The 14214-nt window shown below is 73.0% G+C and carries 15 protein-coding genes and 1 riboswitch; of the genes, 6 read left to right on the top strand and 9 right to left on the bottom strand.

The genetic code is table 11. The features are described 5' to 3' along the window. Nucleotides 1-12: 12 nt before the first annotated feature. Complete coding sequence (locus ACZ4VF_RS09635; protein WP_467925587.1) at nt 13-1884, bottom strand: anthranilate synthase family protein; 1872 nt, start codon at nt 1882-1884, stop codon at nt 13-15. Between the two features lie 116 nt (nt 1885-2000). Beyond that, nucleotides 2001-2057, bottom strand: a complete 57-nt coding sequence (locus tag ACZ4VF_RS09630; protein ID WP_392074761.1) for a trp operon leader peptide — start codon at nt 2055-2057, stop codon at nt 2001-2003. Nucleotides 2058-2164: 107 nt separating this feature from the next. Between ACZ4VF_RS09630 and ACZ4VF_RS09625 the strand changes: the two genes are divergently transcribed. Both ACZ4VF_RS09625 and ACZ4VF_RS09620 read left to right on the top strand, forming a co-directional pair. After that, nucleotides 2165-3517, top strand: a complete 1353-nt coding sequence (locus ACZ4VF_RS09625; RefSeq protein ID WP_467924412.1) for a class II 3-deoxy-7-phosphoheptulonate synthase — start codon at nt 2165-2167, stop codon at nt 3515-3517. Nucleotides 3518-3661: 144 nt separating this feature from the next. Beyond that, complete coding sequence (locus ACZ4VF_RS09620; protein WP_467924410.1) at nt 3662-3886, top strand: (2Fe-2S)-binding protein; 225 nt, start codon at nt 3662-3664, stop codon at nt 3884-3886. Here the strand turns inward: ACZ4VF_RS09620 and bfr are convergent. Further along, nucleotides 3883-4362, bottom strand: coding sequence for a bacterioferritin (gene bfr, locus ACZ4VF_RS09615; RefSeq protein WP_467924408.1), 480 nt, complete (start codon nt 4360-4362; stop codon nt 3883-3885). The genes ACZ4VF_RS09620 and bfr overlap by 4 nt on opposite strands. Nucleotides 4363-4536: 174 nt before the next feature. Between bfr and ACZ4VF_RS09610 the strand changes: the two genes are divergently transcribed. Then, nucleotides 4537-5169, top strand: coding sequence for a sulfite oxidase-like oxidoreductase (locus ACZ4VF_RS09610; RefSeq protein ID WP_467924406.1), 633 nt, complete (start codon nt 4537-4539; stop codon nt 5167-5169). 12 nt (nt 5170-5181) lie between these two features. Here ACZ4VF_RS09610 and ACZ4VF_RS09605 read toward each other — a convergent pair whose 3' ends face one another. The 6 genes from ACZ4VF_RS09605 to thiO all read right to left on the bottom strand — a co-directional run bounded on the left by ACZ4VF_RS09605 (nt 5182) and on the right by thiO (nt 11872). Next, nucleotides 5182-5745, bottom strand: coding sequence for a DUF4396 domain-containing protein (locus ACZ4VF_RS09605; protein ID WP_467924404.1), 564 nt, complete (start codon nt 5743-5745; stop codon nt 5182-5184). A 63-nt stretch (nt 5746-5808) separates the two neighbouring features. Next, a complete protein-coding gene (locus tag ACZ4VF_RS09600) occupies nt 5809-6699 on the bottom strand; it encodes a deoxyribonuclease IV (protein WP_467924402.1) in 891 nt (296 codons plus the stop codon). Between the two features lie 57 nt (nt 6700-6756). After that, on the bottom strand, nt 6757-8694 hold the full coding sequence (pknB, locus tag ACZ4VF_RS09595) for a Stk1 family PASTA domain-containing Ser/Thr kinase (RefSeq protein ID WP_467924400.1): 1938 nt from the start codon (nt 8692-8694) through the stop codon (nt 6757-6759). Nucleotides 8695-9695: 1001 nt separating this feature from the next. Further along, nucleotides 9696-10490 carry a thiazole synthase gene (locus ACZ4VF_RS09590; protein ID WP_467924398.1) on the bottom strand — a complete coding sequence of 265 codons (795 nt, stop codon included), beginning with the start codon at nt 10488-10490 and terminating at the stop codon, nt 9696-9698. 3 nt (nt 10491-10493) lie between these two features. Beyond that, nucleotides 10494-10706: a sulfur carrier protein ThiS gene (gene thiS / locus ACZ4VF_RS09585; protein ID WP_467924396.1), complete on the bottom strand. Its 213-nt coding sequence runs from the start codon at nt 10704-10706 to the stop codon at nt 10494-10496. Beyond that, nucleotides 10703-11872 (bottom strand): glycine oxidase ThiO, encoded by a 1170-nt coding sequence (thiO, locus tag ACZ4VF_RS09580; RefSeq protein WP_467924394.1) that lies wholly within the window; start codon nt 11870-11872, stop codon nt 10703-10705. The genes thiS and thiO overlap by 4 nt, the downstream gene beginning before the upstream one ends. After that, a riboswitch (TPP riboswitch) is annotated at nt 11870-11981 on the bottom strand. (Overlaps the previous gene by 3 nt.) Nucleotides 11982-12034: 53 nt before the next feature. Between thiO and ACZ4VF_RS09575 the strand changes: the two genes are divergently transcribed. Genes ACZ4VF_RS09575 through ACZ4VF_RS09565 form a run of 3 tightly spaced genes read left to right on the top strand, consistent with a single transcriptional unit; the run spans nt 12035 to nt 14080 of the window. Beyond that, on the top strand, nt 12035-12385 hold the full coding sequence (locus tag ACZ4VF_RS09575) for an avidin-fold protein (RefSeq protein WP_467924392.1): 351 nt from the start codon (nt 12035-12037) through the stop codon (nt 12383-12385). A gap of 32 nt (nt 12386-12417) precedes the next feature. Next, nucleotides 12418-13677 carry an NAD(P)/FAD-dependent oxidoreductase gene (locus ACZ4VF_RS09570; RefSeq protein ID WP_467924390.1) on the top strand — a complete coding sequence of 420 codons (1260 nt, stop codon included), beginning with the start codon at nt 12418-12420 and terminating at the stop codon, nt 13675-13677. Between the two features lie 37 nt (nt 13678-13714). After that, nucleotides 13715-14080, top strand: coding sequence for an Rv2175c family DNA-binding protein (locus ACZ4VF_RS09565; RefSeq protein ID WP_388313386.1), 366 nt, complete (start codon nt 13715-13717; stop codon nt 14078-14080). Nucleotides 14081-14214: the final 134 nt, after the last annotated feature.

The raw sequence follows: 14214 nt of genomic DNA, 5'->3' as shown, positions 1-14214 counted from the left end.
GGCCCCGCGGGGCTACACGGTCGTGCGGCGCACCTGGGCGACCAGGTCCCGCACGACCGCCGCCCCGTTCAGGGTGAGGACCGACTCCGGATGGAACTGCACCCCCGCGAACCCCGGACCCCGCAGGGCGTGCACCTCGCCGTTCTCCGCCCGGCTCACCTCCACCCCGTGCGCCGCCAGCCCACGGGCCGCCTCGTCGTCGCAGCGCGCGGCGAAGCTGTTGTAGAAGCCGACCGTCTCCGGCCGCCCGAACAGGTCGATCTCCGTCTGCGCCCCCTGGTACGGCACCTGCTTGCGTACGATCTCCAGCCCCAGCTCCGCCGCGATCAGTTCGTGCCCGAGGCAGACGCCGAGCACCCCGTGCCGGTGCCTGCCGATCACCTCGGCGGCCAGCCCCCGCAGAAACGCCATCTTGGGATCGCCCAGGTCACAGGGGTCGCCGGGACCGGGTCCGAGCACCACCGTCCCCTCGTGCGCGAGCACGGCCTCCCGCAGCCCCGGCTCGTCGTACCGGCGGACGGTCACCTCCAGCCCGCAGGACCGCAGCACGTGCGCCAGCATCGCGGTGAAGGTGTCCTCGCCGTCCACGATCAGCGCGTGCCCGGTCAGCTCCCTCGACCGCTCCTGCATCCGCAGCCAGAACGGCGCCAGCGACGAGCGGCGCCCGTCCAGCGCCGCCCGCACCCGGGGATCGTCGGCCAGCCGCGGCCGCACCGACTCCCCGGCCGGCCGGCCCGGACGCACCCCGAGAGCCGCCAGGACCCCCGCCGCCTTGGCGTGCGTCTCCGCGACCTCGCCCGCCGGGTCCGAGCCGCGCACCAGCGTCGCCCCGACGGGCACGCGCAGCCGCCCGTCGGCGGAGATGTCGGCGGTGCGGATCAGGATGGGGGAGTCGAGGGTCTGCGCACCCCCGGAGTCCCGCCCCAGCAGCGCGAGCGCACCGGCGTAGTACCCGCGCCCCACGCCGTCCCGCCCCAGCGGCTCGTACCGCTCGATCACCCGGCACGCGTTCTGCACCGGCGACCCGGTCACCGTCGCCGCGAACATCGTCTCCCGCAGCACCTCCCGCACGTCCAGGGAGGACCTCCCGCGCAGCTCGTACTCGGTGTGCGCGAGGTGCGCCATCTCCTTCAGCCGCGGCCCGACGACGACCCCGCCCATGTCGCCGACGGTGCACATCATCTTCAGCTCCTCGTCCACGACCATCGACAGCTCCTCGATCTCCTTGCCGTCGGCGAGGAAGCCGAGCAGGTGCTCGGGGGTCGGCCCCCCGGCGGGATAGCGGTACGTCCCGCTGATCGGGTTCATGACGACCGTGCCGCCGGACATCCGGACGTGCACCTCCGGACTCGCCCCCACCAGCGTCCGGTCGCCGGTGTGCACCACGAACGTCCAGTACGCGCCCCGCTCGCCCGCCAGCAGCCGCCGGAACAGCGCCAGCGCGTCCGCGCGGCCGAAGCCGGGGATCGCGCCCTCGTACGTCCTCCGGATCACGAAGTTCGCGCCCTCGCCCCGGCCGATCTCCTCGCGCAGTACCCGCCCGACGATCTCGCCGTACTCCTCGTCGCCGACGTCGAAGCCCCCGCCCTCCACCCGCACCTCGTGCGCGGGGAGCTGCGCCAGCGCCTCGTCGAGCGGGATCTCGTAGGACTCCTGCGGGGTCAGCACGAGCAGCGGGGTGCCGTCGTCGCGGACGTCGAAGCCGCGTTCGCGGATCTGCCGGAACGGGACGAGCGCGAGTCCCTCGTCGGGCAGGTCGGCGAGCCGCTCCCGGCTGGTCACCGGGCCGATCAGCACCTCCACCAGGTCCTCGTCGCGGCCGGGGGCGCGACGGCGCAGCAGGGCGAAGGGGCGGGGGTCGTGCAGCAGCCGGGCCAGATCCATGGTTCCTCTTCCGTCGATGGGGTCGACCGATGTGGTCGACAAGCGGTGAGGAACGACCCCGGACACACCGAAGGCCGCCCCTCGGGCGGCCTTCGCGAAGTCTGTCGTATGCGCGATCAGCGGGCCGCCGGAGAAGCGGTCCACCACCAGTTCTGGATCGACTGCGCGAACATGCCGGGAACCCTACCGCACCCGCCGGACCGTCCGCGAGGTGATCGCGCCGTCTCATTCTTCGAGCCGGAGGAAAGGTCCCCGGACGCGACCCCGTAATGTTTACGAGGTGACCGTGAACGCTAAGACCAGCCCGAGTGCTGGCAACACCTGGCGAGACCTGCCCGCGGCGCAGCAGCCCGAGTACCCCGACCCCGAGGCTCTGCGCGCAGTGATCGCGGACCTCGAGTCGTATCCGCCGCTCGTCTTCGCGGGCGAGTGCGACCAGCTGCGCGCCCGGATGGCGGCCGTCGCCAAGGGAGAGGCGTTCCTCCTCCAGGGCGGCGACTGCGCGGAGGCCTTCGACGCGGTGTCCGCCGACCACATCCGCAACAAGCTCAAGACGCTGCTCCAGATGGGCGCCGTCCTGACCTACGCGGCCTCCGTGCCCGTGGTGAAGGTCGGCCGGATCGCGGGCCAGTACTCCAAGCCCCGCTCCAAGCCGACCGAGACCCGCGACGGCGTGACGCTCCCGGTGTACCGGGGCGACTCCGTCAACGGCTTCGACTTCACCGAGGCCAGCCGCATCCCGGACCCCGAGCGGCTCAAGCGCATGTACCACGCCTCGGCGTCCACGCTGAACCTGGTGCGCGCCTTCACCACCGGCGGGTACGCCGACCTGCGCCAGGTGCACGCCTGGAACCAGGATTTCGTGCGCACCTCGCCGTCGGGCCAGCGCTACGAGCAGCTCGCGCGGGAGATCGACAACGCGCTGAACTTCATGCGGGCCTGCGGCACCGACCCGGAGGAGTTCAAGACCGTCGAGTTCTTCTCCTCGCACGAGGCGCTGCTGCTGGACTACGAGTCCGCCCTGACCCGGGTCGACTCGCGCACCGGCAGGCTGTACGACGTCTCCGCGCACATGGTGTGGATCGGCGAGCGCACCCGGCAGATGGACGGTGCGCACATCGAGTTCGCCTCGCGGATCCGCAACCCGATCGGCATCAAGCTCGGCCCGACCACGACGGCCGAGGAGGCGCTGCGCTACATCGACCGCCTCGACCCCGAGCGGGAGCCGGGCCGGCTGACCTTCATCGTCCGCATGGGCGCCGGGAAGATCCGCGACAAGCTGCCCGAGCTGGTGGAGAAGGTCACGGCGTCCGGTGCCACGGTGGCCTGGGTGACCGACCCGATGCACGGCAACACCTTCGAGGCGGCCTCCGGCCACAAGACGCGCCGCTTCGACGACGTCCTCGACGAGGTCAAGGGCTTCTTCGAGGTACACAAGGCGCTCGGCACCCACCCGGGCGGCATCCACGTGGAGCTGACCGGCGACGACGTCACCGAGTGCGTGGGCGGCGGCGACGAGATCTTCGTCGACGACCTGCACCAGCGCTACGAGACCGCCTGCGACCCCCGACTGAACCGCAGCCAGTCGCTGGACCTGGCGTTCCTGGTCGCCGAGATGTACCGCGACCAGTAGTCGTCCCGCGGTTGGGGCGCGGATCACATCCGATCCGCGCCCCTCTGCTCTTTTGCGGGCTCCACCCCGGCAGGTAAGGTTAGGTTTGCCTCACCGATCACGGGGATGGCAGAGAGACAGCGATCCCGTCGGGAGGTGTACCGCGTGTACGTCTGCAGCTGCTTCGGCATCACCGAGGCACAGGTCAAGCAGCACGCGGAGAACGGCGCCTGCACCCCCCGCCAGATAGCCTCCGCCAGCAAGGCGGGTACGGACTGCGGGTCGTGCGTGCGCCGGATCCAGGCCCTCCTGGGCCGTGGCGCCTGTCCGCGCCGTGAGCTGGCCGACCAGGGCCGGCCCGTCCTCACCGGGCTGGACGAGGCCGCCTAGCTCTCCGGCTGCTCGATCAGCTGGGCGATGTACAGCGCCTCCCCGAGCTTGTCCACCAGCTCCAGCTGGGTGTCCAGGTAGTCGATGTGGTGCTCCTCGTCGGCGAGGATGTCCTCGAAGATGTTCGCGGACGTGATGTCGCCCTTCTCCCGCATCACCTTGATGCCCCGTTTGAGCCGGTCGATCGCCTCCACCTCGATCTGCCGGTCCGCCTCGAACATCTCCCGGACGGTCTGCCCCACGCGGACGTGGAACAGCCGCTGGTAGTTGGGCAGCCCCTCCAGGAACAGGATCCGGTCGGTCAGCACCTCGGCGTGCTTCATCTCGTCGAACGACTCGTGCCGCGTGTACTTCGCCAGCTTCGTCCAGCCGAAGTTCTCCTGCATCTTCGCGTGCAGGAAGTACTGGTTGATCGCGGTCAGCTCGCCGGTGAGCTGCTCGTTGAGGAACTCGATGACCTCGGGATCGCCCTGCATCGCAGCGGCTCCTTCCACACGGGGGGACGGGGGAGGTGTGCGCCGCATGATTGCACCGGAGGGGAAGATCGTCCAGTAAGTGGGCACTTAGTAGGTACGCACTGATTGGCAGTGATTGTCCGGTTCGGGGGTGGGTGGTCAAGGGCACTGCCCGAGGTCTGTCAGGATGGATACATGGGTCATCCGGTGGAGCGAGCGTCTGGGGCGGCGGCAGGATCCGAGCTTCCACCGGGGCAGCGGCTCCAGCGGGGCTGGCCGGTCACGCACTACGGGCCGGTCCCGAAGTTCCGGCCCGAGCGCTGGGAGTTCCGGGTCTTCGGCGCCACCGCCGACGGTGACAAGCGCACCTGGAACCACGAGGAGTTCACGGCCCTGCCGTACACCACGGTGGTGGCCGATCTGCACTGCGTGACGAAGTTCAGCATGACCGGCGCGGAGTGGGGCGGCGTCCCGGCCCGCGCGATCCTGGACCTGGCCCCGCCGGCCCCGGACGTCACCCATGTGATGGTCTGGGCGGAGTACGGCTTCAGCTCCAACCTGCGCCTCGCGGACTTCGCCTCCGACCGTACGATCTTCGCCACCCACAAGGACGGCGAGCTGCTCACCGCCGAGCACGGCTTTCCGGTCCGCCTGATCGTGCCCCACCTGTACGCCTGGAAGGGCCCGAAGTGGGTCCGGGGCGTGGAGTACATGACCGCCGACCGCCGCGGCTTCTGGGAGGAGCGCGGCTACCACAACATCGGCGACCCCTGGAAGGAACAGCGCTACTCCTACCAGGAGCAGCCCGGGGACGGCCCCGAGCTGTGACCCCCGGTCCGGTCAGTGGTGGTACCGGTGCACCACCGCATGTCCCCTGCCCCGGCCGATCATCCACTTGTTGACCGGTGTGGTCACCGCGAAGGCGATCACCAGCGAGACCGCGAGCGAGACCCAGAAGAGCGCGTCGCCCAGCATGGCGTCCCGGGCGGACGGCCAGACCAGGATCACCCCGTTGTCGATCAGCTCCATCACGGCGATGGACAGGGTGTCCGCGGCCAGCGCCACCCGGAAGGCCGCACGGAAGCCGACGCCGGCCCGCAGGATGCCGCGCAGGGTGAGCGAGTAGCCGAAGAAGAAGGCCAGCAGGATCGCGAGCAGGGTGGTCGGCAGGTTGCCCCAGCCCAGTGCCGTGCCGACGACCATGCCGAGCACCTCGCCGATCGCGCAGCCGGTGAGGCAGTGCAGGGTGGCCTGCATGGCCATGGGCCAGCCGGCGGCCGGCGCGGGGTGCCGCCCGTGCGCGTGCCGCTCCTCGTGGTGTCCGTGCTCGTGCCCGTGCTCGTGGCCTTCGGGCCGGCGGTGCTGGTGGCCGGTGTGCGCGGAGTGGTCCATGGTTTCCCCCATGCCGAGTGACGGTTCCTGCGACTCGTAGGAACCGTATACCCCCCTGGGGTATTCCTCAACGGGTCAGGAATCCCGCAGTTTCTTCAGCCGCTCCACGTCGGCCGCGTGCCCCTCCTTGCCGCCGGGCGTCTCGATGACCAGCGGTACGCCCTCGGTCGCGGGGTGGGTCATCAGCGCCCGGAACGGGTCCTCGCCGATGTGGCCGGCGCCGATGTTCTCGTGCCGGTCCTTGTGCGCGCCCACCACGTCCTTGGAGTCGTTGGCGTGGATCAGCTTCAGCCGTCCCTCGCCGACGGTCTCCACCAGCAGGTCCAGCGTCCGGTGCATCCCGCCCGGCCCGGTCAGGTCGTGCCCGGCGGCGAAGATGTGGCAGGTGTCCAGGCAGACGCCCAGCCTGGGATGGGCGTCGAGCGCCTCGAAGTACGGCCCGAAGTCCCAGGTCCGCGAGCACAGCGAGGCGCCCTGCCCGGCGGTGGACTCCAGCAGCAGGAAGGGGTCGTCGTCGTGGGTCAGCTCGTCCAGCAGCGGCAGCAGGTACGCGCGGACCTGCTTGAGCGCCACCTCCCGCGCCCGCCCGCCGGTCGCGCTCCCGGTGTGCACCACCACACCCAGCGCGCCGATCTCCCGTCCGCGGCGCAGCGAGTGCCGCAGCGACTCCACCGACCGCTCCACGGTCGCCTCGGTGTGCGAGCCGAAGTTGATCAGGTACGGCGCGTGGACGTACGCCGGGACCGACTCCTCGGCGCAGGCCTGGCGGAACGCCTCGTCCTGCCGCGGGTTCCCGGCCGGCGTGGCCCAGCCGCGCGGGTTGGCGACGAAGACCTGTACCGCCTCCGCCTTCAGATCACGGGCGTACGACAACCCGACGGAGTGCAGGCCGCCGGCCACGGGCACATGGCCGCCGACGGGGTTGCGGGGGACCGGCCGGGCGGGGGACGACTGAACGGAACTCACCCGTTCAGGGTGTCATGTCCGCCCCCGGGCCCGGGCCGCGGTCACCGGTGAGACCGGTCACCGGATGGTGATCGTGATCGTCGACCCCTTGGGCGCCCGGTCGCCGCCCTCGACCGACTGCTTCTTCACGGTGTCGCCGAACAGCCCGAGCAGCCCCCGGTCCTCGTCCACCTCGAAGCCGGCGCCCTCCAGCGCCTTGTGGGCATCGTCCACGCTGTCGCCGACCACGTCCGGGACCTCGATCATCTCCGGGCCCTTGGACAGGGTCAGGGTCACCGTGTCGCCCTCGGCGGCCCGGCCTCCCTCGCCCGGGCTCTGCGCGGCGACCTCGCCCGCGTCGTACTCGGAGTTGATCCGCTTGGCGGCGACCTTCACCTTCAGCCCGGCGTCCGTCAGCTCCTGCCTGGCGCTGTCCAGGTCGTCGCCGGTGACGTCCGGCACGTCGACCGGGCGGCCCTTGCTGACGACCAGCGCGATCGCCGAGCCGGCGTGCCGCTTGGTGCCCGCCTCCGGGGTCGTACCGATCACCGAGCCCCTCGGCACGTCCTCGCTGAGCTCGCGGGTCACCATGCCCGGCTCCAGGCCGTCCGCCTTCAGCCGCGCCCGCGCCTTCGCCAGCGGCTGCCCCGCCACGTTCGGCACGTTCACCGTCTCCGCACCCAGCGACACGGTCAGCGTCACCGAGTCGTGGTCCCGGATCCGGGCGCCGGGCGCCGGGTCGGAGCCGATCACCGTGCCGCGCTCGACGGTGTCGCTGTACGCGCGCTTGACCTGGCCGACCTCCAGCCCGGCCGCCTCCAGCCGCTCCTTCGCCCGCGCCTCCGTCTGCGCCAGCAGCGGGGGCACCTTGGTGAACTGGCCCGAGTTGATGTACCAGACCCCGGCGCCCACGCCGAACACCAGCAGGACGGCCGCGATCACCAGCAGCACCGTGCGCGGGGGACGCGCCGGGCGCCGGCGGGGCGGCACGGGCGGGCTCTGGAAGCGGGCGGTCCGGTCGATGCCGTCACCGGCGGCCTCCGCCGGGGCGTCCTCGTCGACGGGCAGCGGGCGGGGGAGGGTGAGCGAGCGCGGGATCACGCTCGTGCGGTCCTCGGCGTTGTCGTGCTCCGCGGTCAGCGCCCGCGGGGGCAGCGTGTCCAGCTGCTCGTCGGTCAGCGCCAGACGGGTCTCGCGCACCTGGGCGAGCAGCGCCACGGCGTCGTACGGCCGGATGTCGGGGGTGCGGGCGGTGGCCGACGCGACCAGCTCGTCCAGCTCGTACGGCAGCCCGGGCACCAGCGCCGAGGGCGGCGGCACGTCGTCGTGGAGGTGCTTGTAGAGCACCTGGGCCGGGGTGTCCCCGGAGTGCGGCTTGCCGCCGGTCAGCATCTCGTACAGCACCACACCGCACGCGTACACGTCGACGCGGGGGTCGGCGGTGCCCTGCTCGATCTGCTCGGGGGCGAGGTAGGAGACGGTCCCGAGCACGGCGCCCGTCGTGCTGGTCACCGTGTCCACGGAGCGCACCAGCCCGAAGTCGGCGACCTTGACCCGGCCGTCGTCTCCTATCAGCACGTTCTCCGGCTTCATGTCCCGGTGCACGAACCCGGCCCGGTGGGCGGCGCCCAGCGCGGCGAGCACCGGCTCCATGATGTCCAGCGCGGCCCGCGGCTGCACCGCGCCCCGCTCGCGCAGCACGTCCCGGAGGGTGCAGCCGGCTATGTACTCCATGGCCAGGTAGACGTACGACCCGTCGGTCCCCTGGTCGAAGACCTGCACCACGTTCGGGTGGTCCAGCCGGGCGACGGACTTCGCCTCCCGGATGAACCGTTCGACGAACGTCCCGTCGACCGCGAGCGTCGGGTGCATCACCTTCAGCGCGAGAACGCGGTCCAGCCGGGTGTCCAGGGCCCGGTAGACCGTGGCCATCCCGCCGGCCGCGATCCGCGCGTCCACGCGGTACCGGCCGTCGAGCACCTGCCCGACGAGGGGGTCCTGAAGGGTCGTATCCACGAGAGGGGAGTCTACGAGGACCGACGGACACCCCCGCCCGTTCGTCCCTGACAGCACCACGACTGAAGCCGACCTGTGACGCGACACACGCAAGCCACCCCGCCGCCGCGGGCCCGGCCGAGGGCGCCGCGGCACGCCTGCGACGACACCACGGGCCGCCGCCGGCGCCGCACGCGTGCCGTCGGGTCTCTGTGGGGCGGTGGTGGCGCTGGCCCGACCGTGTGGCCGCAGCATGTCCACTGCGGCGCCTCACCCGTGCCGTCGGGCCCGTTTTGTGACGGTGGTGTCGCAGGCCTGACCGTGGTGCCGCGGTCCGGTCGTGGTGTCACGGGTCGGCGCGGGCGGCCGCACGCGGGACGTCGGGCCCCTGCGGGGCCGGTTGTGCCGCTGGCCCGACCGTGTGGCCGCAGCATGTCCCACCGGGGTGCCGTGGCCCGGCCGTGGTGCCGCACGCGTGCCGTCGGGGTCCGTTCGTGGCGGTGGCGCCGTAGGCCCTGCCCGTGGTGCCGTGGCCCGGCCGTGGGCCGCACGCGTGCCGTCGGGTCCGTTTTGTGACGGTGGTGTCGCAGGCCTGACCGTGGTGCCGCGGTCCGGTCGTGGTGTCACGGGTCGGCGCGGGCGGCCGCACGCGCGATGCCGGGTCCTTTCGCGGTGGTGGTGCCGCAGGCCCGACCGTGGTGTCACGACCGGCGACGGCGCCGCAGGCGCGACCGCTGGTCCCTGCGCGGCGGGGCGTGCCGCGGCCCGGCCGCGCTGCCGTACGTGCGACGGCCGGTGCCGACGCGACGACTCTGCCGCAGGCCGCCCGCCGCAGGCCCGGCCGCGCGCGACCGTGGCGGCCACGCGACGGCGGTGAGGTGCCCGGCCGTGGTGCCGTACCCGGCCCCCACCCCGCCACGACCCGCGGCCGCCGGCGGCGAGGACGCCCCACGGGAAGGGCCACCCCCCCAGCGGGCGGTGCGCGGGTAGGAGGCGGAGGACGGCCCGGCCGCGGTGCCGGTTCAGAACGCGGGGCGCTCCGGATCCAGCACGGCCAAGCCCTCCGCGGGAGACGACGCCTCGGCGAGGTACCGCCTGGGGATCCGCCCCGCCGTACGAGCCAGCCGGCCCCCCTCCACGGCGAGCCGCATCGCGGAAGCCATCCGCTCGGGTTCCTGCGCCCGCGTCACCGCGGAGGCGAGCATCACCCCCGCACACCCCAGCTCCATCGCCAGCGCGACGTCGGAGGCCGTACCGGCCCCCGCGTCGAGGATGACCGGCACCCGCGCGTGCTCCACGATCAGCTGGAAGTTGTGGGGGTTGCGAATGCCCAGCCCGGACCCGATCGGCGACCCGAGCGGCATGACGGCGGCACACCCGACGTCCTCCAGCTTCCGCGCGAGCACCGGGTCGTCGTTGGTGTACGGCAGCACCGTGAACCCGTCGTCGACCAGCGTCTCCGCCGCCTCCAGCAACTCCACCGGATCCGGCAGCAGCGTCCGCTCGTCGGCGATGACCTCCAGTTTCACCAGGTCCGTACCCAGCGCCTCCCGGGCCAGCCGGGCGGTCAGCACGGCCTCGCCGGCGGTGAAGCAGCCGGCCGTGTTCGGCAGCACCCGGATGCCGAGCTTCTCCAGCACCGACAGCACGGAACCGTGCACGGAGGGGTCCACCCGGCGCATCGCGACCGTGGTCAGTTCCGTGCCGGAGGCGATCAGCGCCCGCTCCAGCACCTCAAGGCTCGGCGCCCCGCCCGTACCCATGATCAGCCGGGAGGAGAGGGCCAGGTCACCGAGGACCAGGGAATCGTCGGCCATGGCTCAGCCTCCCTGTACGGCGGTGAGGACCTCGACCCGGTCGCCGTCGGCGAGGGCGGTCGCCGCCCACTCCGCGCGCGGGACGACGGTCTCGTTGACGGCGGCCGCCACCCCGCGCGGGGCCGCGGTGAGGGTGTGGACGAGGGCGTCGAGGGCGGTGCCCGCGGGGATCTCCCGGCGCTCGCCGTTGACGGAAATCACGACCGGGCTGCTCATGCGGGCTGCTCCAGCTTCTCCCCGAGCGCGGCGCCGAAACGCCGCGGTGTGAACGGGCGGGCTTCCTCGGGCAGTTCGCCGGTGGCCAGGGTGTGCGCCAGCACGTCCCCGGTGACCGGGGTGAGCAACACTCCGTTGCGGTGGTGCCCGGTGGCCAGCAGCAGCCCGGCCAGCCCGGACGGGCCGAGCAGCGGCGCGTTGTCGGGGGAGCAGGGGCGCAGCCCGGCCCGGGTCTCGGTGAGCGGCAGCTCGGTGATGCCGGGCACCAGCTCATGGGCGTCGCGCAGCAGCTCGTACACGCCCCCGGCGGTGACCGTCGTGTCCCAGCCCAGCTCCTCGCTGGTGGCGCCGACGACCAGTTCGCCGTTCTCCCGGGGCACCAGGTACACATGGCTGCCGCGCACCACCGCCCGCACGGTCCGGCTCAGGAACGGCGCGTACCGGGGCGGTACGGACAGCCGCAGCACCTGCCCCTTGACCGGCCGTACCGGAGGCAGCAGTTCGCCGGGCACGCCCGCGAGCCGTCCGCTCAGGCTGCCGGCCGCGAGCACGACCTGGCCGGCGCGCAGCGCGGTGCCGTCCGCGGTGGTGACCCCGGCGGCCCGGTCGCCCGTCACGTCCAGCCGCTCCGCCCAGGCGCGGTGGAACACCACCCCGGACCGCTCGCACGCGGCCACCAGGGCCGCCGCGAGCCGGCGCGGGTCGATCTGGTGGTCGCCGTCGACCCGCAGCCCGCCGCGCACCCCCGGCGCCAGCATCGGCTCCAGGCGCCGGCACTCCCGCCCGGACAGCCACTCCGAGGCGAGCCCCGAGCGCTGCTGGAGCGCGTGCAGTTCCCGCAGGTGGGCCCGGTCGTCGGCGTCCAGCGCGACGGCGAGGGTGCCGCAGCGGCGGTAACCGAGGCCGTGGCCGGTCAGCTCGGTCAGCTCGGCCGCGAAGTCGGGGTAGCGGCGGGCCGATTCCAGGTTGAGGGCGAGCAGGGTCTCCTCGCCGTAGTGCAGTTCGGTGACCGCGGCCAGCATCCCGGCCGCGACCTGCGCGGCCCCGCCGCCGGGCTCGGGGTCCACCACGGCCGTGGCGAGCCCGCGCTGCGCGGCGCGCCAGGCCGTGACCAGGCCGATGACTCCGCCCCCGATGACGAGGACGTCGGACGTACGTGACGACATGGGCGTCCAGCCCCTCCCTTCGCCGGCATGACCCGGATCAGGTTCGTACGGTCGGAGGCCGCCAGCCTCCCTCTCAGCCCGGTGCGTCCGGGCTCCCGCGAGTGCTTGTACGGTGGCCACCCTAGCCCGCCGACCTTCGCACTCGTAAGGGAGCCCCGCTTCATGGCCCGCTCGCTGGACGGACTCATCCTCGCCCCCGTGGCGGACCAGGCCCCAGGTCAGGTGGGCACCCGGACCCGGTTCACGTACCACGAGCGGGACGGCCGGATCTGGGCCGAGTACGCGGGCGGCGACGTCGTCCGCGGCCACCTGGTGGGCACCCGCGAGGGCGACCGGCTGGACTTCCGGTACGTGCAGCTCAAGACCGACGGAACGACCGCCTCCGGGCACTGCGCGTCCACGGTCGTGGAGCTGCCGGACGGCCGGGTGCGGCTGGAGGAGACCTGGGAGTGGGAGTCGGGGCCGGGCTCCGGCACGAGCGTTGTGGAACAGGTCACCGAGCACGCCCGGTGACTGACGGATCATCAATTGTCTATGGTGGCCGGGTGAGCGAGCAGACAGCGGAAAAGGGCACGTCACCGGTGCGGCGCGCGGTGATCGTGGGCGCGGGCATGGCCGGGGTGCAGACCGCGGTCGCCCTGCGCGAGCAGGGTTTCCGGGGCGGGGTGACCGTCATCGGCGCCGAACCGCACCAGCCGTACGACCGGCCGCCGCTGTCGAAGGCGGTCCTGCTCGGCAAGGCCGAGGACTCGGCCTTCGAGGTGGACTTCGAGTCCCTCGGCGTGGAGCTGCGACTGGGCTGCGAGGTGCGCGGGGTGCGCCCCGCCGACCACGAGCTGGACACCGACACGGGCCCCGTGCCCTACGACGTCCTGGTCCTGGCCACCGGCGCGGAACCGGTGCGGCTGCCCGGCACCGAGGGCGTGCCCGGGGTGCATCTGCTGCGCACCCTGGACGACGCCGAGCGGCTGCGGCCGGTGCTCGCCCGGCAGCACGACATCGTGGTGGTGGGCGCCGGCTGGATCGGCGCCGAGTTCGCCACCGCCGCCCGTGAGGCGGGCTGCGCGGTGACCGTCGTGGAGGCCGCCGAGCATCCGCTCGCCGGCGCCCTGCCCGCCGAGGTCGCCGCGCCCATGGCCGCGTGGTACGCCGACGCGGGCGCGGAGCTGCGCACCCACGCGCGCGTGGAGCGCGTCGAGCCCGGCGCGGTCGTGCTCGCCGACGGCACCCGGCTGCCCGCGGGCGCCGTCGTCGTCGGCATCGGCGCCCGCCCCGCCACCGCCTGGCTGGCCGGCTCGGGCATCGAGCTCGGCGCGCACGGCGAGGTCCGCACCGACGACCACCTGCGCACCTCCGTGCCGGACGTGTACGCCGTCGGCGACTGCGCCTCCTTCCCCTCGGCCCGCTACGGCGAGCGGCTGCTCGTCCACCACTGGGACAACGCCCTGCAGGGCCCGCGCACGGTCGCCGCGAACATCCTCGGCGAGACCCCGGCGGCGTACGATCCGGTGCCGTACTTCTGGTCCGAGCAGTTCGGCCGGTTCGTGCAGTACGCCGGCCACCACGCCGCGGCCGACCGCCTGGTCTGGCGCGGCGATCCGGCGGGCCCCTCCTGGTCGGTGTGCTGGCTGCGCGAGAACCGCCTGGTGGCCCTCCTGGCGGTGGGCCGCCCCCGCGACCTGGCCCAGGGCCGCCGCCTGATCGAGGCGGGCCGGACGATGGATCCGGAGTCCCTGGCGGACCCGGGCCGCCCCCTGAAGAACGCCACGGCGGACGAGCGCACCCTCCCACCTGGACCTGCCTGACTTCCGACTGTCGGTGGGGGATGGCAGGCTTGTGTCCGTGACCGAGATTGACGCAAAGATTGATGCTCTCGTCCCCGCCTGGCTCACCCTCCCCGACATCGCCGAACAGCTCGGCGTCGAGGTGACGCGCGTCCGGCAGCTGGTCAAGGAGGGCCAGCTGATCGCCGTACGCCGTGGTGAGAACAAGGCACTGCACGTCCCCGCCGCCTTCATCGACGGGGACAAGGTCGTCAAGGGTCTGGCCGGGACCCTGACGCTCCTGCGGGACGACGGCTTCACGGTCGAAGAGATGATCGAGTGGCTCTTCACCCCCGACCCGACCCTGCCCGGCACCCCCGCGCAGGCCCTGAGCGAGAATCGCGGCACGGAGGTGAAGCGCCGCGCCCAGGCGCTCGCCGTCTGAGCCGACTTTGCCGCGGACGGTGGGGGGGGGGGGGGGGGGGGCCCACCCCCCCCCCCCCCCCAAACAAAACAGACACACACAGAAGGGAGCAGAACAGCCGACCCCACCACCCACGCATCCCGCAGGAGCCGACC

The organism is Streptomyces sp. NPDC029151 (genome assembly GCF_055564315.1).
This window is presented reverse-complemented; position numbering and strand designations above follow the sequence as displayed.